This window comes from Robertmurraya korlensis (assembly GCF_023715225.1).
In the GTDB taxonomy this organism is placed as follows: domain Bacteria; phylum Bacillota; class Bacilli; order Bacillales; family Cytobacillaceae; genus Robertmurraya_A.
Map to the genome: position 1 here is coordinate 105,988 of NZ_JAMBNS010000003.1, position 19,698 is coordinate 125,685.

At 39.7% G+C, this 19,698-nt stretch carries 12 protein-coding genes and 2 riboswitches; of the genes, 3 read left to right on the forward strand and 9 right to left on the reverse strand.

Features of this window, described 5'->3' with window-relative positions; genetic code table 11:
* Window positions 1-102: 102 nt before the first annotated feature.
* A complete protein-coding gene (locus tag M3175_RS07025; RefSeq protein WP_251516554.1) occupies window positions 103-1,254 on the forward strand; it encodes an MFS transporter in 1,152 nt (383 codons plus the stop codon).
* Between the two features lie 487 nt (window positions 1,255-1,741).
* Here M3175_RS07025 and M3175_RS07030 read toward each other — a convergent pair whose 3' ends face one another.
* On the reverse strand, window positions 1,742-1,897 hold the full coding sequence (locus tag M3175_RS07030) for a hypothetical protein (protein WP_251516556.1): 156 nt from the start codon (window positions 1,895-1,897) through the stop codon (window positions 1,742-1,744).
* Window positions 1,898-2,216: 319 nt separating this feature from the next.
* Between M3175_RS07030 and M3175_RS07035 the strand changes: the two genes are divergently transcribed.
* Window positions 2,217-4,601, forward strand: coding sequence for a beta-glucosidase (locus tag M3175_RS07035; protein ID WP_251516558.1), 2,385 nt, complete (start codon window positions 2,217-2,219; stop codon window positions 4,599-4,601).
* A 42-nt stretch (window positions 4,602-4,643) separates the two neighbouring features.
* Here M3175_RS07035 and M3175_RS07040 read toward each other — a convergent pair whose 3' ends face one another.
* From M3175_RS07040 to M3175_RS07075, 8 genes are all read right to left on the reverse strand, one after another.
* On the reverse strand, window positions 4,644-5,516 hold the full coding sequence (locus M3175_RS07040; protein WP_251516561.1) for a carbohydrate kinase family protein: 873 nt from the start codon (window positions 5,514-5,516) through the stop codon (window positions 4,644-4,646).
* Window positions 5,517-5,603: 87 nt separating this feature from the next.
* Complete coding sequence (locus tag M3175_RS07045) at window positions 5,604-7,796, reverse strand: putative bifunctional diguanylate cyclase/phosphodiesterase (protein ID WP_251516564.1); 2,193 nt, start codon at window positions 7,794-7,796, stop codon at window positions 5,604-5,606.
* Window positions 7,797-7,947: 151 nt separating this feature from the next.
* Entirely contained in the window at window positions 7,948-9,696 is a 1,749-nt protein-coding gene (gene atzF / locus M3175_RS07050; RefSeq protein ID WP_251516569.1) for an allophanate hydrolase, read from the reverse strand.
* The gene (gene uca / locus M3175_RS07055; protein WP_251516580.1) at window positions 9,656-13,300 is read right to left on the reverse strand and encodes an urea carboxylase; all 3,645 of its coding nucleotides are present in this window, start codon (window positions 13,298-13,300) and stop codon (window positions 9,656-9,658) included. Before uca ends, atzF begins: the two co-directional genes overlap by 41 nt.
* 20 nt (window positions 13,301-13,320) lie before the next feature.
* Complete coding sequence (locus tag M3175_RS07060) at window positions 13,321-13,971, reverse strand: urea amidolyase associated protein UAAP2 (protein WP_251516603.1); 651 nt, start codon at window positions 13,969-13,971, stop codon at window positions 13,321-13,323.
* On the reverse strand, window positions 13,971-14,699 hold the full coding sequence (locus M3175_RS07065; RefSeq protein ID WP_251516606.1) for an urea amidolyase associated protein UAAP1: 729 nt from the start codon (window positions 14,697-14,699) through the stop codon (window positions 13,971-13,973). The genes M3175_RS07060 and M3175_RS07065 overlap by 1 nt, the downstream gene beginning before the upstream one ends.
* Window positions 14,700-14,749: 50 nt before the next feature.
* A riboswitch (guanidine-I (ykkC/yxkD leader) is annotated at window positions 14,750-14,847 on the reverse strand.
* An 83-nt stretch (window positions 14,848-14,930) separates the two neighbouring features.
* On the reverse strand, window positions 14,931-16,298 hold the full coding sequence (locus M3175_RS07070; RefSeq protein WP_251516609.1) for an APC family permease: 1,368 nt from the start codon (window positions 16,296-16,298) through the stop codon (window positions 14,931-14,933).
* Between the two features lie 68 nt (window positions 16,299-16,366).
* Window positions 16,367-16,461: riboswitch (guanidine-I (ykkC/yxkD leader) on the reverse strand.
* A gap of 148 nt (window positions 16,462-16,609) precedes the next feature.
* Window positions 16,610-17,602, reverse strand: coding sequence for a hypothetical protein (locus tag M3175_RS07075; RefSeq protein ID WP_251516612.1), 993 nt, complete (start codon window positions 17,600-17,602; stop codon window positions 16,610-16,612).
* A 191-nt stretch (window positions 17,603-17,793) separates the two neighbouring features.
* Here M3175_RS07075 and M3175_RS07080 point away from each other — a divergent pair, with 191 nt between their 5' ends.
* Window positions 17,794-19,494: a transglutaminase domain-containing protein gene (locus tag M3175_RS07080; protein WP_251516615.1), complete on the forward strand. Its 1,701-nt coding sequence runs from the start codon at window positions 17,794-17,796 to the stop codon at window positions 19,492-19,494.
* The last annotated feature ends 204 nt before the right edge of the window (window positions 19,495-19,698 follow it).

Here is a 19,698-nt window from a genome sequence, read left to right on the forward strand (position 1 = left end):
AACTTGATTGGATTTTCCTAATTTTTACTCTGTCAAATGAAGAGTATACTTAAAGTATGTCTTAGACTACAATGAAGTTTTTTTCAGATTGAGGTGATAGGGTTGGTTTTAAGAATTGTATTTATCATTACATTAGGATTTCAGACCGTTATCAATATGACGAGACCTGTGATCACGCTTTATGCCTCAGAGCTAGGAGCTTCTCCCCTTGAAATAGGTGTCCTTACGGCCGCATTTGCCTTATTTCCGCTCATATTTGCGATTCAAGCCGGTAAATTAGCGGATAAACTTGGAGATCGCATCCCTGTTTTCATTGGTTTATTTTCAATACTTGTGGGGATGGCTATTCCATTGAGTTTCCCAAGCATGTGGGCCTTGTTTGTGAGCCAATTTTTTGTAGGAATTGGAAGTGTATTTATCCCTGTTTCCTTACAGAATGTCCTAGGAAATAGTGCAACAAAGGAGAATCGTGACCACTACTTTAGTATGCTTAGCATGGCAGTAGCAACAGGAGCATTAATTGGGCCTATCATCGGAGGATTTGTTACGGAGCATATTTCATATTCGTTTTCTTTTCTGCTTTCCATTCTAATTGGGATCGTGCCAGTGATTTTTACTTTTTTCCTCCCGGTAATCAAAAGACAAACTTCTGCTAATCATTATGGAATTCTTTCTTCTATTAAGCTATTACAAAATCCATTATTACAAAAAGCCTTGTTTTCAAGTGCCCTAGTACTGTACTCAAGAGATATTTTTGTTGCCTATTTTCCTCTGTATGCAAAAAGCTTCCAAATGTCTGATTCCATGATAGGCATCATTATAGCCCTTCAAGGACTAGCAATGATTGTTGTGCGCGTATTTCTACCAAAATTAATAGAGGGGATGGGAAGAGATAGGGTCCTTCTTACTTCTATCATTGTTGCTGGAACCTCGTTTCTGCTTATGCCTTTTTCAGAGAATATGATTTTTATGGGCATTTTGAGCTCCCTTATGGGATTGGGCTTGGGTTGTGGTCAACCTCTCTCTATGACAACGACGTATAATGCGTCGCCTAAATCAAGGACCGGAGAAGTTCTCGGACTACGATTAACCACGAATCGCCTATCACAGCTGATCGCTCCTCTTTTCTTTGGAGTGATTGGTGCCTCAGCTGGTATTATGTCTGTGTTTTTAGTTAGTGGGATTTTCTTAGTTTCGGGGACCTTTTGGATACGACCGGAAAAGGTGAATTTATCAGAGGTAAAAGAAAATTAAACAGATAAAGCAGACACTGTATTGTTAAAGAGTTCCGTTTTGAAGTGCTTTTCTTAAAATACGTACCGAAATGACAGAATGGTATCTAATATTTACGAGGCAGATCATAATTGGTGAGTTTCTTTATTATGAATACAAAAACAAGATTACATAAAACCTCACTTACCTGTGATACGGTTCACCGTAGTGCATCATTATGAGGTTTTTCGTGGATTTTTAGATTAAACTTACACCTTTATAAAGTAAGATGTTTTGTCCTTAATCGAGTAACTAGCAAAAGTAAACTAAGCGGAGAATTTCCGGTTAGTTGCAGAATGGAGCCTCGTTTTGGGGTAAATAAGGGGAGTTTTTCCGCTAAAGCAAAGCAAAATCTCCTATTTTCGTATTTTTCGAGCCAATAGGCGGAATCTCTCCGTCTATTTAAGCCTTTTTTAAAAAGAATTTCTAATTAAGCGGAATTTCTCCGTCTATTGATCAGCTCGAATGGTTAATCTGATCCCCAACCGATAAGTGCGGCCCCTCTTGAACCTAGATGTGGAAAACAGCAACTTTTTATCGACCGCTTATCAAGATCAATAAAATCGGTACTCAGAACGGCACTGCAAATGACATAAGTTTTGACCCTCTTTTTATGCCAATTCATACGTCTTTTCTCGTGAATTTTAATAAGAAAGTATCCGAAAACGGAACCCTTTACTGTATTGTGCTAATGCTTATTTTTTATTTACTTGAAACTCTAAAAAACCCATATTATCTTCGTTACTGGTAAAAATGAGACGTTAATTCTGTCGATTATAAGTGAACGCTGTCGTATGGCCATTTTCAGTAGATTTTGCATTGAAAAATTACTAGTAAAACTAAATTAATCCTTTTTAAAACTTCAAAAAATTCACACTTTAGTTGGTAGAATTACTTTTGAAAGCGTTACCAAACTTGATTGCGTATTTATGGGGGGGAACAAGATGTTAAAAAAGATGAAGAAACGAAAAAGACAATTGACTTCCATTGCATTAGCAACAGGTATTGCTTTATCCGGATTTAGTTTTCAAACAGGAGCATTTGCAGCAGAACAAGAAGTGTCAAAGACCGTACAAATAAAACAAAATGAAGTGCCACAATTAGTAGACAAGGCTTCCATTGATGCTGTCATCGCCGCTATGACGGTGGAAGAAAAGGCAAAACTTGTAGTAGGTGTAGGCATGCCTGGAATGACGATTCCAAAACTTCCCGTTCAAGGTGCGGTTGGAGGAACACCAGCGATTGAAAGATTAGGAATTCCTGCCATGTATTATGCGGATGGACCAGCAGGGTTGAGAATTAGTCCAACACGTCCTGGAGAATCAAAAACGTATTATACTACGGCCTTTCCAATTGCTACCTCGTTGGCATCCACTTGGGATACGAGTGTAGTAAATAAGGTTGGGCAAGCACAAGGGAATGAAGTGAAGGAATACGGTGTCGATGTATTACTAGCACCTGCTCTAAACCTTCATCGTAACCTATTAACCGGTAGAAACTTTGAATATTTTTCTGAGGATCCGTTAATTGCAGGGAAAATGACTGCTGCCCTAGTAAATGGTGTCCAATCAAATGGAGTGGGTGCTACTATTAAACACTATGCAGCAAATAATCAAGAAACCAATCGTTTTACTATTGATACGATCGTTTCTGAAAGAGCGCTAAGAGAGTTATATCTAAAAGGCTTTGAGATTGCCGTAAAGGAATCTCATCCTAAAGCGGTCATGAGTTCCTATAATCTGATAAATGGGACACCAGCATCTCAAAATGCAGAATTGCTGACAACTGTCTTAAGAGGAGACTGGGGCTATGATGGTTATGTGATGACGGACTGGTTTGCTGGAACAGATCCTGTTGCCCAAATGAGAGCAGGAAATGATCAGATTATGCCTGGTTTCCCTCAAAGCTCAGAAAGAATTGCTAATGCGGTAAAAGACGGAAGCTTAGACGAAAAATTATTGGATCGAAATGTTAAGAACATCTTAAACTTCGTCGTTGAATCTCCTAGCTTTAAAAACTATAACCATTCTGACAATCCAGACCTGCAAGCACATGCCAAAGTGGCTCGTCAAGCTGCGGCGGATGGAATGGTTCTATTAAAGAATAATCAGAATGCACTTCCACTTAAGCAGGAAAACAAAGTTGCGTTATTCGGTACCGCACAGATTGAAACGGTAAAGGGTGGAACAGGTAGTGGAGATGTAAATGCTGCTTATACAGTGTCTATTGTAGACGGATTAAAGCATGCAGGATATTCACTCCACGAAGATCTTGTGAATCAATATAGCCACTATATTAGCGAGTTAAGACAAATGGAAGAATACAAAATTAAGCCAAGTCCATGGGGTGAGGATTTCGGAAAAGAAATACCAGTCATTCCTGAGATGGTGTTAGATACGAATCAGATTAAAACAATCGAGGATGAATCAGATATTGGGGTCATTGTTATTGGAAGAAACTCTGGTGAAGGTGTGGACCGTAAGAATGTAAAAGGTGATTACCTCCTAACAGATACGGAAAAAGCCATGATTCAAAACGTCTCAAAAGCATATCATGATGCTGGAAAGAAAGTAGCGGTTGTCCTGAATATCGGCGGACCTGTTGAAGTAGCAAGCTGGAGAGATCAAGTAGATTCCATCCTCCTGGCTTGGCAACCAGGACAGGAAGCAGGAGATGCAGTAGCCGATGTATTAACTGGAGCGATAAATCCTTCTGGAAAGCTAGCAACCACCTTCCCTGTAAAATATGAGGATGTTCCTTCTGCTGAAAACTTCCCTGGAACACCAGCCGAAAATCCTACACAGGTTGTGTATGAAGAAGACATTTATGTCGGTTATCGTTATCACTCAACTTTTAATGTCAAGCCTGCCTATGAATTTGGATATGGATTGTCTTATACAAACTTTGATTACAGCAATATTCGAGTGAATAACGCTGGGAAATTCCAAGACCAAATTACCGTATTTGCTAATATAAAAAATACAGGAAAAGTATCAGGAAAAGAAGCAGTTCAAGTCTATGTATCAGCTCCAGACGGAAAGCTTGAAAAACCTGAAATTGAATTAAAGGCATTTGGAAAAACAAAAGAGTTAAAACCAAATCAAAGCGAACTGTTAAAGTTTGACTTAAATGCGAAAGATCTAGCCTCCTTTGATGAAGAGAAAAACCAATGGATCGTAGAAAAAGGTGTTTATACAGTGAAGGTCGGTGCTTCTTCGGAGAATATTAAAGGAACCGCAACTTTCACGGTTCCTAAAGATATTATCGTAGAAGAAGTGAGTAATTCGTTAGAGCCAGAAGTAGAAATCGATAGACTAAGTAAAAAGTAAGAAATGAACGCCAGTATCCACAGGGTATTGGCGTTTTTTACTTTAAAGTGATCCAAATCGGGTTGTTGACATAGCACCTGCAAGGTTTGCATAGCTTGTATACTCCTCTAACAAAGCTTTGTTCTCAGGTACTCCTTTGTCATGAAATCGAGATAATAGAGCGGCCATAAAAGCATCACCTGCACCCGTCGTATCAACCGCTTTAACTTCAATACCTGGAACGTTCACCTGAATATCTTCATGGCTCGCAAAAGCTCCGTCCTTTCCTTTTGTAATAAAAAGAAAAGGGATATTCATATTGGATATGCTTTTCAGTCCTTGCTCAAATGTGTCCGATTTTGTTAAAAACAGTAATTCATCCTCCGCCATTTTAACGATATCAGCCTTTTTTACATAGGAGAGAATCACTTCTCTACACTGCTCTTCACTTTCCCAGCGTTTCAACCGAATGTTAGTATCAAATGCAACTTGCATATTCGTTTCTCTAGCAAACGCAAGAGCTTGTTCGGTTGTTTTTCTTGCTACTGGATGGAAAAGGGTGCCTGATCCAAAGTAGAATAGTTTGCTTAGATTGAACAACTCTTTGTCTAGTTCTTCTGCTGTGATCCAGTCATCAGGTGTTTCATTTATGTATGAGTGGAAATATCGATCACCTTGATCATTTACATGAACATATACTGAGCAAATCTTTTTAGAGGCCTGGTAAGTAGAATACGAAAGATTAACTTGTTCCTTTTCCATTTCTTCTTTCACAAATACACTCGTTTCATCCATCCCAAGCTTACACAAATAATAAGAAGGAATCCCTAACCTTCGAACTCCTACCGCCACATTGACAGTGGCTCCTCCTAATAGTCGCTGATAATTTGTATTCGTCTGATCTTGGGAGATAAAATCCACAAAAGCCTCACCCATTGATATAACCCCTTGCTTCTCCAATCTTTTACTCCTTTCGTCATGCCTCTAGAAAAAAAATATTGCAGCCTAGGCTGCAATATTCATTTACACTAGCAGGGTTTCAATTTCCTCTGACCTTACGGGTTTACTGAAAATATACCCTTGGCCATGAACACAATAGTTACTAATTAAATACTTTGCTTGGAATTCTGTTTCGATTCCTTCTGCAATGACATCAAATTTTAAAGTTCTTCCCATTTCAATAATGGCTTTAACGATCGAATTCGTCCCTGCTTCCTTTTCTAAATCATCTAAAAAGGATTTATCGATTTTAATTGTATCAATGGGAAGATGTTTTAAATAGCTTAGAGAAGAGTAACCCGTACCAAAGTCATCAATTGCAAGGCTAATACCTAAATCCTTTAGTTTATTTAATACAAGGATGGAATTTTCAATGTCTTGCATGATGGTTTCTGTAATTTCCAACTCTAAAAACTTAGCTTCTAGATTATACTCTGTTAGAGTGTTTTCTACGAACTCAATGAAATCTTCCTCTAGCAATTGCCTAACCGAAATATTGACAGCCACTGATACTGGTTTTAGCCCAGTATCTTGCCACTTCTTATTTTGCCTAACGGCTTCTATTAGTACCCATTTTCCAATATCAACAATCATCCCTGTTTCTTCTGCAAGAGGAATAAATTCTATTGGAGACACTACCCCTAAAGTCGGATGAAACCATCGCAACAGAGCTTCAGTACCCACAATCTCCTTACTTTCCAGATGAAATTTAGGTTGATAAAATAACGAGAATTGATTTAACTCAATCGCCTTTCTTAACCCATTCTCCAAGTCTAACCGTCTTAGTTTTATCTCATCAAGCTGAGAGGTATAAAATTGATAATTATTTTTCCCATGTTCCTTGGCCAAATACATGGCTGTATCTGCATGCTTTATTAGACTCTCTTGATCTTCGCCATCTTCAGGGTAGCGACTAATTCCAATGCTAGTTGTTAAATAGTACTCTTCTCCTCTAATTTCAAAGGGGATATTAAAATTTTGTAGAATGGTATTTGCTATTTGCTCCATTTCTTGTACTTCATGACAAGTTAAAACCACGATAAATTCATCGCCACTATGCCTAAACACAGATCCTTTTTTCCCAATAATCGTATGTAACCGTTTGGCTACATCACGTAGTATTAAATCGCCAGTGGAATGACCTTTCGTATCATTAATTACTTTAAATCTGTCTAAATCAAGAAACAGAACAGCAAATTTCGTAGATAAGGAAGTGGCATGAACTAATTGTTCTTTTAGTTTATTTCTATTTCCTAACCCTGTTAACGTATCATAATAAGCCATATTATGAATCGTTTCTTCTGCTTTTTTCCTCTCCGTAATGTCCTTACCAATAACTTGAAACACAGGACGTCCCTCGATTTTAATCGGAGATACAGAAAGTTCGACCGCTATTTCTTTTCCATGTATATCAGTAATCACTGTCTCATAACTGATTAAATTTCTCTCAAAATGGTGCTTTAACATTCTATTTTTTATATCACTAATCGTTTCCATCCTCATAAATCTTGTGATCGGTTCATTGTTTATCGACTGTTCGTCTGAGATACCCAATAGCTGAAAACCTGCAAGATTTAAATAATCCAACTTACCGCTATTAATAATGGCGATAAAAGTGGGTGACATTTCCACTAAGCTACGATAACGTTCTTCGCTTTCTCTGAGAATTGTAATATCAAATAATACACTTGTAAAATCGATTAATGTTCCCCTCGTATCTAGTACAGGAATCCCTCTATCCTGAATCCAACGAATCTCCCCATTTAGACGACGAATACGGTACACACTAGTGACCGCTTCACCTTTCTCTATTTTTCTCTTTCTTACCTCAAGCACAGGAGAATCTTCTTCTACAATGGTGTCCCTCCATAGCTCGGTGTTCTGGTAAAAATCAGATAAAGGGTAGCCGTATAACTTTTCAATTCCAGGAGTGATTAGAAGTTTATTGGTTTTTAAGTTCATGGACCAAATCGCCACGTCTAATGTTTCAAAAATTGTACTAAGCCGTTGATTCGTCTCGTTTAAATCGGTTGAATGCTTATTGATTCGTTTTGTTAAAAATAATAATAGAATGATAATCACTACAACAAGAAAATAATGAGTAACCTTAAATACAATAGAATTATGTGGAATAAAAAACTCAATCAACTCAGAGACAATAAATAGGAGGATAATCATACTGATCTTTCCATACTGCCATTTCAATGTTTTATCCATAATGAGCCCCTATAGTGTAATCTTTTATTATATATCGGTCGAAATAGAGATATGTTAATAAAAGCCCGTGGAATAAATTAGCAACAACAAATTTCTCTCCTAAAAAAAAAGCCCCTTGCATTAGATGCAAAGGGTTCGAATTCGACTCAATTTATATATTATTCAAGTATTTCCACCCACCTAAGTGTGTGATATCATTTCCAAACTTCTCACCACTCGCTTCACAAACAAACCCTGGCACTTCTGTTCCATCCTCAAGCTGTACCTTCCCCATTGCAAGTGGAGCTTGAATCAAAAGGGCAAATTTCCCGAATTCTGAAAGAGGCATCTCCCAAAGTTCCAATTCAATAGAAGCTCCCTCGTCATTCGTTCGAATAAGTCCTGGTTTAGGGGGGACCGTATCAAGTTTTACTAGTTTGTAGACTGAAGCGGTTTTAGCTTCTCTTACAAAGGTGGCATGATGCTCGATCATTTGCTTCTCTAATGGAAAGCCTCTCATATGCAAACCACAAACGGCTACTAGTGTTGAAGTTTTCTTTGAATCAGAACGATTTCCATGAAGAAGTAAATCGGCTAATCCTGTAATAAAGTGCTCATTCAGATTTGTAGAAAAAAGAGTGATTCCAAATGGAAGGTTTCTGGCAGCATCATCGGTCGGGATATTTATGGCACAAAGATCTAATAAATTACAATGATTGGTGTACAATCCCATCGCACTATTGGTTTCTATCGGGTTACTTCTTACTTCCTCTCTTGCCCAAGTTCCACCAGAGGTAGGCATAACGAGAACACCGTCTTTAAACTGCTGGTGAGCCATTTGTTTATACATCTGAAGTTTGTGCATGGCTTTAAAAACGGATGCCGCATCGTACTCTGGCTTCGCCCCCGAGCGTAAAACGGTCTCAGTTACAGGAAAAGCTGCTCCATTTTTTTCAGTAATAAAATCACCTAAGTCAGCCCAGCGTTCTGCCACCCACGGACCATCGTATAAAACGCTAGCAGCTTCAGATAAATAGTCTCCATCAATGTATTCAATTGGAATATTTAGCTCTTCCAATTGTAAAATAGCTGCTTCCCAAGCTTTTTGATATTCAGCTGCAAATGGTCCAAAGAAACGGTGTGGCTGTTGCACAAAGTAGATTTTTTCAGGTAAAGTTTTAGGCTTACTCACAAGCTCCCTTGACCATGGATCTTCTTCATCAAAGCCTCTTACAATCTCGTCAACGAGTTCTGCATCAGATAAAGTATGAGTAAACACCGTGACACAGTCTATACTCGCACAGGCTGGAACTACCCCTTTCGTTGGCCAAGCACCAAGACTGGGTTTAAATCCTATCAATCTATTTAGCCCAGCTGGTACACGGCCGGACCCTGCTGTATCCGTTCCTAGAGCAAAGGCTACTTGCCCCCTGGCAACTGAAACGGCTGAACCTGAGCTTGAGCCCCCACTAATTAATTCAGAATTCAGAGCGTTCTTTGTTTCGCCATAAGGACTTCGGGTTCCGACAAGGCCGGTGGCGAATTGATCCAGATTTGCTTTTCCAACCGGGATGGCGCCAGCGTCAATGAGCCGTTTTACTACTGTCGCATGTTCTACAGGAGTATAAGCAAACTCAGCACAACCAGCTGTTGTTGGCACACCTGCTAAATCTATATTATCTTTGATTGCAAAGGGGATTCCCCAGAGAGGAGCTTTCTCTGGGTCGATTTTTTTCAAGTTATCTAAGTAAGGCTGAATCAATTCCATTGATGGCGGAGTGATCCAAATATTCATCTCTTTGTCAGCTTCACTTCGTTGGATAATCTCTTGAATAAGCTTTTCTGGAGTAAACTCGTTAGATTTATATTTTTCTCTTAGATTATGAATGGATAGTAGCTTTGGCGTGTTCATCGTTTTCATTGGCTATCCCCCGATTTTCTTTTGTAATGGAGACAAACAGTTGTCCCGCATGAACTTCATCCCCTGGTGATACGTGGACAGATTGAATCCATCCATCAAACGGAGCATGTTGAGGAAATTCCATCTTCATACTCTCCTCAATCATTAATACATCGCCTTTCTTTACTGAATCACCGGGAGAAACCAGGACTTTCCACACGCTGCCTGGCATCGTACAACGAACCGCTTCAACCCCTTGTGGCAATTCTTCTTCAACCGTTTCGGACACCGATTGTTCCGAAATATACTCAGCAAGACCAAGTTCTTTCCAGCTCTCACGCTCCGCCTTAAATGCTGCTTCCTGCGTTTGTCGGAACTCTTCTGTACTCTCTTTAATCGAATCCAAAAACGCTAAGTACTCTCCAAGATTAAAGGTTGTCTCGGTAATATCTACTTCAAAACGTCCTCTTAGGAATTCCTCTCTCATGACTGAAAGCTCTTCTGTGCTGACTGGATAAAATTGAATTTGGTCAAAGAAACGAAGTAACCATGGCTTTTTCTCTGTAAAGCTCTTTGTTTCACGAACTCGATTCCACACTTGAACCGTACGTCCAACAAACTGGTACCCGCCTGGTCCCTCCATTCCATAGATACACATATAAGCGCCACCAATTCCAACTGCATTTTCCGGAGTCCATGTTCGAGCAGGATTATACTTTGTCGTTACCAATCGATGTCTTGGATCAATTGGGGTGGCAACAGGTGCACCCAAGTACACGTCCCCAAGACCTAGCACTAAATAGCTCGCATCAAAGACCGTCTTCTTCACATCTTCTATTTGTTCTAGACCATTCACTCGTCGAATAAACTCTAAATTACTTGGACACCAAGGAGCATCCGGTCGGACATTTTTTTGATAACGATCGATGGCAAGCTGTGTAGCCGGATCATCCCATGAAAGAGGAAGTCGAACCACACGGGACGGTACTTCAATCTCCTCTAACGGAGGTAACTCTCGGTTGATACCTTCAATTAATGCACAAATAGCAAAGGTCGATATTTTGGATGCATCAAAATGCACTTGTAAGGAACGAATCCCTGGTGTTAAGTCTAAAACCGGAATATCCTTACGATCTTGAATCCTATCCATCAATGCATGAATTTGAAAACGGAGCAGCAGATCTAACTCCATGTCGCCATACTCAATGAGAATATGTTCATCTCCCGCCGCACGAATGGTCATTGGAAAACGGCTTTCTTCGTTTTGAACGAGTACAGGATAACTTGGAGACAGGAGCTTCGTTTCTTCTGGCAATGTAGGTACTGAGTAATCCCCTATATTTTTTAAAAACAATTCTTGTGATTTTCTTAGTTGTTCCGCCTCTTCTAGCGTTAAAAGCTGAAAGCGGACGCGGTCACCTGCATGAAGCTGGCCAAGTTTCCAGAATTCTGCTGATGCTGTTGTCACTGGACAAACAAACCCGCCAAGACTCGGACCATCAGGACCAAGTAAGATCGGCATATCTCCGGTTAAATCTAATGTCCCTATCGCATACGCGTTGTCATGTATATTTGAAGGATGTAATCCCGCCTCTCCTCCGTCTTCTCGAGCCCAAAGTGGAGCAGGACCAATTAAACGGACACCTGTACGAGAGCTATTAAAATGAACCTCCCAGCTTATTTCTGTCAACTGTATTAAATACTCTGGTAATAAAAACTCTTCTGTACAGTGTGGACCAGGAATAACACCTATTGTCCATTCTTTTGTTAACATAGGCTGTTGAGAGATGGAAAGCTCTTGATTGGGAGGCGTAGCACAAGGATGAACGCGTAACACATCTCCTGTTCGAAGGGCACGCCCACCGTGTCCACCAAACCCTCCAAGCGTAAAGGTGGAGGCACTTCCTAAATAGAGGGGCATATCGAACCCACCTGCCACTAGCAAATAAGTGCGCATTCCTTGTGTAGCTTCACCAAATGTAAGAATTTGACCGCGCTTGGCAGTGACCACCTTGTAGGTAGGAACAGGAATATCATCCAATGTAGCTTTCATATCTGATCCGGTTAAGCAAAAAACGATATCTCCACGGAAACGGTAAGAGCCCCCTCTTAAAGTTAGCTCTAATCCAGCGGCATGAGAATCGTTCCCTAGCAACTGATTTCCGATTCGGAAGGAGAAAGGATCCATCGGACCACAAGGAGGAACTCCCACATCCCAGTGCCCCACTCGTCCTGGCCAATCTTGAACAGTTGTTTGGATCCCACCATCCAATACTTCAATGGCACACTCCGCTGGTGAAAATTTTTTCAACATTTGAGTATGCACACGTCCAGAACGACATTCTTCTTCCTCTAACAGAGACTGTACATATTGTAAGTTGGTGGTGACACCGTATAGTCTTGTATCCTGTAACGCTTGACTTAACTGATTAATGGCTTGTTCACGTGTGTCCGCATGAACAATAATTTTGGCAAGCATTGGGTCATACAGAGAAGTAACGGTTAAGCCATCTCTTACCCAAGTTTCAATCCGAGCATCCTCTGAAAATCGAACTTGATCCAATTGGCCACCGCTCGGACGAAAATCATTTAGACAGTCTTCCGCATAAATCCGAGCTTGAATACTATGCCCTCTCGGAGAGGTATACAAAGTATTTAGATCACGAAGCTCACCAGCGGCTTCACGAACCATCCATTCGACTAGATCAAGACCTAGTACTTCTTCGGTCACACCGTGTTCTACCTGAAGGCGGGTATTTACTTCAAGAAAGTAAAACTTCTCAGCTTCTGGGTCATACAAATATTCAACCGTTCCTGCACTTCTGTATCCTACTTCCTCTGCTAATCGTTTAGAAGCAGCTAGCATTTCCTCACGAACAGCCGGAGATAAACATGGCGCTGGACTTTCCTCTACCACCTTTTGATTACGACGTTGAATGGAGCAATCACGTTCTCCTAATGCGACCACTTCACCATACTCATTTCCAAAAATTTGAACCTCCACATGGCGTGCTTTTTGAATATATTTTTCTAAAAAGACTCCTCCATTGTTAAAATTCGTTTCTGCAAGGCGACAGACCGAATCGAAGGCATCTGTTAGTGCAGATTCATCTGCACAGACACGCATGCCAATTCCTCCACCTCCTGCCGTACTTTTAAGCATAACAGGATATCCAATTCTTTCTGCTTCCACGACTGCGGTTTCAACTTTCGTGATTAAGGATGTTCCCGGTAAAAGCGGAACGCCTGCCTTCACTGCTATTTCACGAGCTGAATGCTTTAAACCAAACAGCTCCATTTGCTCAGGAGTAGGACCAATAAAGATGATTCCATGTTTTTGACAAGCACGGGCGAAATCAGCATTTTCACTGAGGAACCCATATCCTGGATGTATCGCTTCTGCTCCTGTTTCAAGAGCTGTTTTTAAAATGAGTTCGGCATTGAGATAGCTATCTTTAGCAGCACCTTCACCAATTAATACTGCTTCATCCGCATGATCGACATGAAGGCTATCTTGGTCTGCTTTTGTATACACCGCAACCGATGATATGTTTAGTTTTTTTAGCGTTCTTTCAATTCGAACCGCAATCGCTCCACGGTTTGCTATAAGTACTTTCTTGAACATGGTTGGAGCTCCTCTCTATGTTATTTATCCCAGATTAGTAGTTGAATAGGAGTTGGATTATAGGCGTTACACGGGTTATTTAATTGTGGACAGTTGCTAATAAGGACAAGCGTCCGACTGACTGCTTGCATTTCTACATAATATCCTGGAGCGGATACACCATCTTCAAACGTTAATCCACCTTCTGGCGTAACAGGAACATTCATAAAAAAATTTACATTTGGCGCTAAGTCCCGTTTGTTAAATTGGCTTCCATACTTTGAGAGTTGAAGCATAAACGTATCTCGACAGTTATGCATTGGAAGTGTGTCATGAGAATAGCGAACCGTGTTACTTTGGGCGGAACAAGCTCCACCAAGCGTGTCGTGGCGTCCACATGTATCAGCAACAATCTCAACCAGTTCTTTCCCAGACTCTGAAACTAGAACAGAACCAGAGGTTAAATACACATTTCCCTGTTGTTGAATCGTATTGATCGCACTATAATGGTCTGTTGGATGATCAGCATCGTAGAATAAGGTGTCTGCTGCTTGATTTCCTTCTAAATCAACAATTCGTAACACCTGTCCTGGTTCTAGGATTTGTGTCCACCCTTCTCCAGCAGGAACAATATAGTTATCAATCGCTTCCTCTTCCTTTCTTTCACTAACTCTGTATTGTAAAGTGGCCATTAATTTGTTCCTCCTTTCGTTAACAATGCGTAATCCCATGTGTTCTCAAATGCACGACGGTTTTCCGGACGATGGTTCACACAAATATCGTTCTCCTCTACAGGAGCTGCATCGGTGATCGTTATCTCGACTGGAACAGAAGGATAATTTGAACTTGGGTCAAGCGGGTTTGGCGTGTTGGATAAGATCATAAGAACGTCCATTTCGGCTCTCAATGTAACGGTGTCACCCTTCTTGGAATGACTTGAGGCAAAATGAAGGGAACCATCTTCCTTGCAAGATACTTTTGAAAATAAATTTACAACGGGGATCAGATCTCTGTTCGTTAAACCATTTCGGAACAATTCAACCGCAAAGTTTTCTTCCCCACTTCGATACCAATCATTTCTTTGTTCTTGATAGGTGGTCTTCCCAAATCGTTCGTCGATCATAAGGCGTGTTGCATAGCCTGATATCGTATCATGCCAGCCAAGAGAATCATCAATCATACTAGCTAATACTCTTCCATTGTCACTCATCAAGACGTTTCCCGTCGTTAAGTGAGCGGTATGCTGAGCCTTTAAAGTATCCGGCATATTGTAACGCTCTGATGTGTCATCTGCGTTATATAAAAGAAGAGAAAGATTGGCTCCATCTCCAAGAGCAGTAAAGGTTAGTTGTTTTCCACTTTTAATTTTTGTTGACCATTTTCCACCAGCAGGAATTACTTTTGTTAGTACCTTACTCATCATGTAGCCTCCTTTAAAATAAAAAAGGATAAAAGCCTAGGAGATCATTCATCTCCCAGGCTTTTATCCTTCCGTGTATACAGCAGCAGGTGCTGTACGCTCTCTCTCGGACCTGACGTATATAACCGGAACCCTAGAAAGCTTTTTCGTTTCCAACAGGATGTGGAAACCTGTATGTTGTTGTAATTAGTATAACTATCAGAAAAGATAGATAACAATGAAAGTGTCAGACTATCTAACAATGTTTTTCTTAATCGCTGTTTGATGAAAAGACAAAGCGATTTTACGTTCCTTCGTTTTGGTCCATTCAGTCTTTAAGAAGAGATACGTAAATCCTATAGCCACCCAGATGACGCCTGCTGTTAAAGTATTCTTATCAAGCAAGGTTAACAGCCAGCCGATAAAACTAGCCCCGACAAGCGGGAAAACAAGATAGAAGCATGTGTCTTTTAATGAGCGTTTTTTCAATTTCACATAATAATGAGCAATCACTGATAAATTGACAAATATAAATGCGGTTAAGGCACCGAAGCTTACAAACATGACAGCAGTATCTAGACTAATGAACACCGCAGAAAAGGAAATAATCGCTACCAAAATGATATTGGCAAAAGGTGTTTTGTATTTAGGATGAATGCTTGTAAATATTTTACCTGGAAGAATCGATTCCTTTCCAAGTGCGTATAAAAATCGGCTCACACTCGTTACAGAAGATACCCCTTGTGTAAAGGTTGCAACCATAAGAACCATGATAAAAAGAGAACTGAATAAATTGCCACCTACTAATTGAACAAGATTATAGGCTGCATTATCAGGATTGGTAAAAGTAAAATCTGGATAAGCAAGTTGCGTCAAATAAGATATTGCTGTGTACATCGTTACGGCTATTATCACAATAAGAAAGATTGCTTTTGGTATCGTCTTTTTTGCGTCGATCGTTTCCTCTGCCATCGTTGTCACGGCATCAAAACCGAGGAAGCAAAAACAGATCAATGCTGCACCGGAAAATACGGCACTTAAGGCCATATGTTCGCCGAAGAAAGGTGTTAAGGAGAATAGTGAGCTTGCACCTGTTCCACCTGCTAAAAGATCCTTTGCAACGAGAATACAAAAAATGAGAATAAACCCGATTTGAACAAGTACAGACATCCCACTCACCCGAGCAGCCGATTTGATGCCAACGATATTAACAATAGCCAGGATGATATTCATAATGATAATCCAAACAAAAACCGGTATAGAAGGAAATTCAGTATGCATAAAGATGCCAAATGTAAGAATCGCTATAATAGGAGAGAAGATATAATCCAAAAGAAGAGCCCAACCTACAAGAAAGCCTGCCATTGGATGAACTGCCCTCTTCGTATACGTATAGGCGGAACCTGAGACGGGGTAAGCCTTAACCATTAAACTGTAGCTATAAGCAGTGAAAAAGATCGCAATGAAGGCTGTCAAATAGGCAGCCGCCATCATCCCACTCGATGCCTCATAAGCAACGCCATAAACGGTAAAGAAAATCATCGGTGTCATCCAAGCAAGTCCCATAAATACAACTTGATGTAACTTCAGTGATTTAACTAATCCTGTTCCTTTATTCATTCCCTTACACCTTCTTTATTGGATTTCGTGTAAAAAAAACAAAAGCCCAGGAGAATTTTACATAAAAATTCTCCCGGGCTTTTGTCCCTCCGTGTCTACAGATATACTGTACGCTCTCTCTCGGACCAGACGTTTTTCAACCGGAACCCTAGAGAGCCATTTTCGTTCTCAATTATTTTAACGAGAACCTGTATGCTTTTATACTCTGAAGTATAGACGCATAAAAGTACCAGTTCAAGGGACATGTCAGATTATATGACATAGAAAAAAAAGCTACCCAAACACGGTAGCTTTCAAGGAATTATTAATTATCATCCAAAACGATAGTAAACCAAGACAATCGTTGCTAGTACAAACAAGAAATTTAAAAATACAAAGATAAACTGATCTAGTTTTGTTTTATGCCATTTAATAGGTGGATTATAGAAAGATACGCCTTCAATGATAAAAATAATTAAAACAATATGAATCATAAAATGACCGATAATTTCTGTAAAACCAAATAACATGGTCGTCATAATAAAGATAACTGTAACAACAAGACCTAACACTCTATTTAGGATACCTACCACTAGTAAATAACCTACTACAAATTCAATAAATGCAGCCATTACAATAAAAGTCGCTGGTGCAAAGCCAAACGTTGGAACATGATGGTTCACAATAATGTCCATCGACATGCTTGGATACACCCATTTTTCAACGGCCACCCAGCATAGTGACAACCCTGTTCCTAAATATAAAAATGGAAAGCCTACATTTTCAAGTTTCGTTTTTCCTACAAGTAAAACTCCAATAATAGCGATATAAAAGCTGTAATCAAGCATGTAGAAAATACCATGTTCGGCAGTAATATAAATAAATAATCCTAATAGAATCGCTGAACCAATCTTTGTTGCAATATGATGTGGAATCAATAAGAATCCAACGCTAATCCATGCAATAATGGATACCATCTGACTTACGTGTAGTTCAGGCGCAAATAATGTTCCATTAATAATTTGCAAAATAAGAGCAATAGCTGTCCCATATTTTAGCAAATATCTTGAATATTTTCTGAGACTTGATAATTTGTCATCCCAAACCTTAATTTGCTTCCATTCAGCAAATCTTGGAATAAGTAATGTGAGTACCCCTAAAACTACTGCAGCAAGTAGTGCTAAAGATAGAAATAAAGGCGATAATATATTTTCAATGGTTTCTTTTTGCGGCACTAGTTTTGTGAACCACTTCACATGTGCTTGTGCAAAATAAGGGGTTAGGATTGATCCAATTAGTGTTGTAAAGAAAAAGATTTTCTTCATTGTTAGTCCTCCTTGCGAATAACACTATTAACATATTATTAATATACTTTACCAAACGTTCTTTGGGTGATAGGAATATTGAACTTTTTGTGAATTAAATCACAAACCATAAATAAGGAGGAAGACCCAGAAACCTAACCCAGTATGTTAACGTAAATACCTTTGTAAACGGTCGTTTTAAAGGAGGATATATGAAAAAGAAAACACCTGTCATATTTATTATCATCAGTTTACTAAGCATTATTCTTTTTATTTCAGGATGCAGCAACTCTGAGACAAGTAATGCTAAAACAGAGGAAACTCAAAAAGAAGAAAATAAATACGATAAGCTCGCGAAAGAAAAGAACAAAGAACTCGAACTTCAACCCATTGAGCTAACATCTTATAGCAAGGAAGCTGGAGTCACATTAAAAAAACCAACTTATAAAGAATTTGCCGTAAATAAAAAGGTAATAGTTGAAGGTGCAATTGAGAAGTTTTCAGAGATAAAGTCTGATTATGTATGGATCAAGGTTCAGGCTAACGAAGAGGGACCTGCAGGAACGGAACAGGAATACTACGTACCGATTAAAGAAGGAAAGTTTAAGCAAGAGATTTCCCTTTTTAATGGAGAAGGTCAGTATGAAGTGAAAGTACAGGTGCCAAGCTTAGATCGTGAAGACTATTATTATGAGACTGCATCATTTACAGTTCATAACGTAAACCCAGACATTGAACGTGATGTGACGTATTCTCCTTTTGGTCAAGAAGCAGAAATACTACTGAATCTTGATCATGGATATGTGACGGAAGAAGAAATTTTCTCATTAAGTGGAGATGCTGGAGCATTATCCAATAACGACACCATCATGATTAAACTAACCAAAGACTCCGATTCCTGGACGCACGTATTGCCGATTGTGGATGGTCAATTTTCCTTTGATGTCCCGCTTTTATATGGAAAAGGCGTGCATGAACTCGAAGTTCTAGTCCCTGATGAAGAGCGAGAAAAATATTATCAACCAGCAACAAAGATACTTATTAATAACGAGTCCGACCGAACCATGCTACCGATCGATTTTTCAAGTACTTACCTAGAACGAGGTGTCACACTCCATTATCCGCAATTTGGCGGTGTCGAATCGGATGGACTTTTTACGATTAAAGGAACAATTGACCCGAAAGCTTCATTTGGACCCGAAACCACACATATTTATGTAACAACGAAAAAAGGTGAAGACGAAGCGCTAGACGTAATTCCTGTAGAAGATTTCTCATTTAATAATTCCTTCTATTTAAGATTTGGACCTGGAACGTATGAAGTGATGCTTAGCGTCCCTGAAATCAAGGAAGAAAACAGTGATCGATTTCGATATTTCGGATTTGCCAAATTTGAGGTAGAGTCTACCTCTGAGGATCAGCGTGATCTACTACCATCACGCGGGGTTGAGTCTGATGCACCAGAAATTATAGAGCAAGCTAGGCAGTTAACAAACGGATTAACAACCGACAGGGAAAAAGCACAAGCCATTTACAAATATGTCGCAAGCAATATTTCCTACGATGTAGAAAAGTATAAAACAAAGAATTATAACTGGGATGATAGTGCATTAAAAACTCTTGAGTTAAAGAAGGGAATTTGTCAGGATTATGCTTACCTTACGATTGCCTTATTACGAGCCAGCAATGTGGAAGCACGATTAATAGAAGGAAATGCCTTTGGAGGATTTTGGCCACAAAAGCATGCTTGGGTAGAGGCAAAGGTTGATGGAAACTGGCTCACCATGGATCCAACCTGGGGAGCAGGATACATTAAAGACGATGCTTTCGTCGCACAATACACAGCAGAGTATTTCGATCCAAATCCAACAGAATTTGAAAAATCCCATAAGCGTACCGGAGTATCCTATTAACAAGCAAGCACCAGAATTTTCTGGTGCTTCTTTTCATGTCCGCAGAGATAAGAAACATGATCCACACAATGAAGAATGTTTCCTTCGAACTTTTCTGACCTAACGTCCTTCATCCCCCTTATGAAGACCGTTTCCTCCCATTTTACCTGAGCTAACGTCCTTCATCCCCTTTATGAAGACCGTTTCTTCCCATTTTACCTGAGC

Coding starts and splice junctions, on each gene's coding strand:
- M3175_RS07030 (WP_251516556.1), bottom strand. CDS start 1,897: ATGAATTGGCATAAAAAGAGGGTCAAAACTTATGTCATTTGCAGTGCC.
- M3175_RS07035 (WP_251516558.1), top strand. CDS start 2,217: ATGTTAAAAAAGATGAAGAAACGAAAAAGACAATTGACTTCCATTGCA.
- M3175_RS07040 (WP_251516561.1), bottom strand. CDS start 5,516: ATGGGTGAGGCTTTTGTGGATTTTATCTCCCAAGATCAGACGAATACA.
- M3175_RS07045 (WP_251516564.1), bottom strand. CDS start 7,796: ATGGATAAAACATTGAAATGGCAGTATGGAAAGATCAGTATGATTATC.
- atzF (WP_251516569.1), bottom strand. CDS start 9,696: ATGAAAACGATGAACACGCCAAAGCTACTATCCATTCATAATCTAAGA.
- uca (WP_251516580.1), bottom strand. CDS start 13,300: ATGTTCAAGAAAGTACTTATAGCAAACCGTGGAGCGATTGCGGTTCGA.
- M3175_RS07060 (WP_251516603.1), bottom strand. CDS start 13,971: ATGGCCACTTTACAATACAGAGTTAGTGAAAGAAAGGAAGAGGAAGCG.
- M3175_RS07065 (WP_251516606.1), bottom strand. CDS start 14,699: ATGAGTAAGGTACTAACAAAAGTAATTCCTGCTGGTGGAAAATGGTCA.
- M3175_RS07070 (WP_251516609.1), bottom strand. CDS start 16,298: ATGAATAAAGGAACAGGATTAGTTAAATCACTGAAGTTACATCAAGTT.
- M3175_RS07075 (WP_251516612.1), bottom strand. CDS start 17,602: ATGAAGAAAATCTTTTTCTTTACAACACTAATTGGATCAATCCTAACC.
- M3175_RS07080 (WP_251516615.1), top strand. CDS start 17,794: ATGAAAAAGAAAACACCTGTCATATTTATTATCATCAGTTTACTAAGC.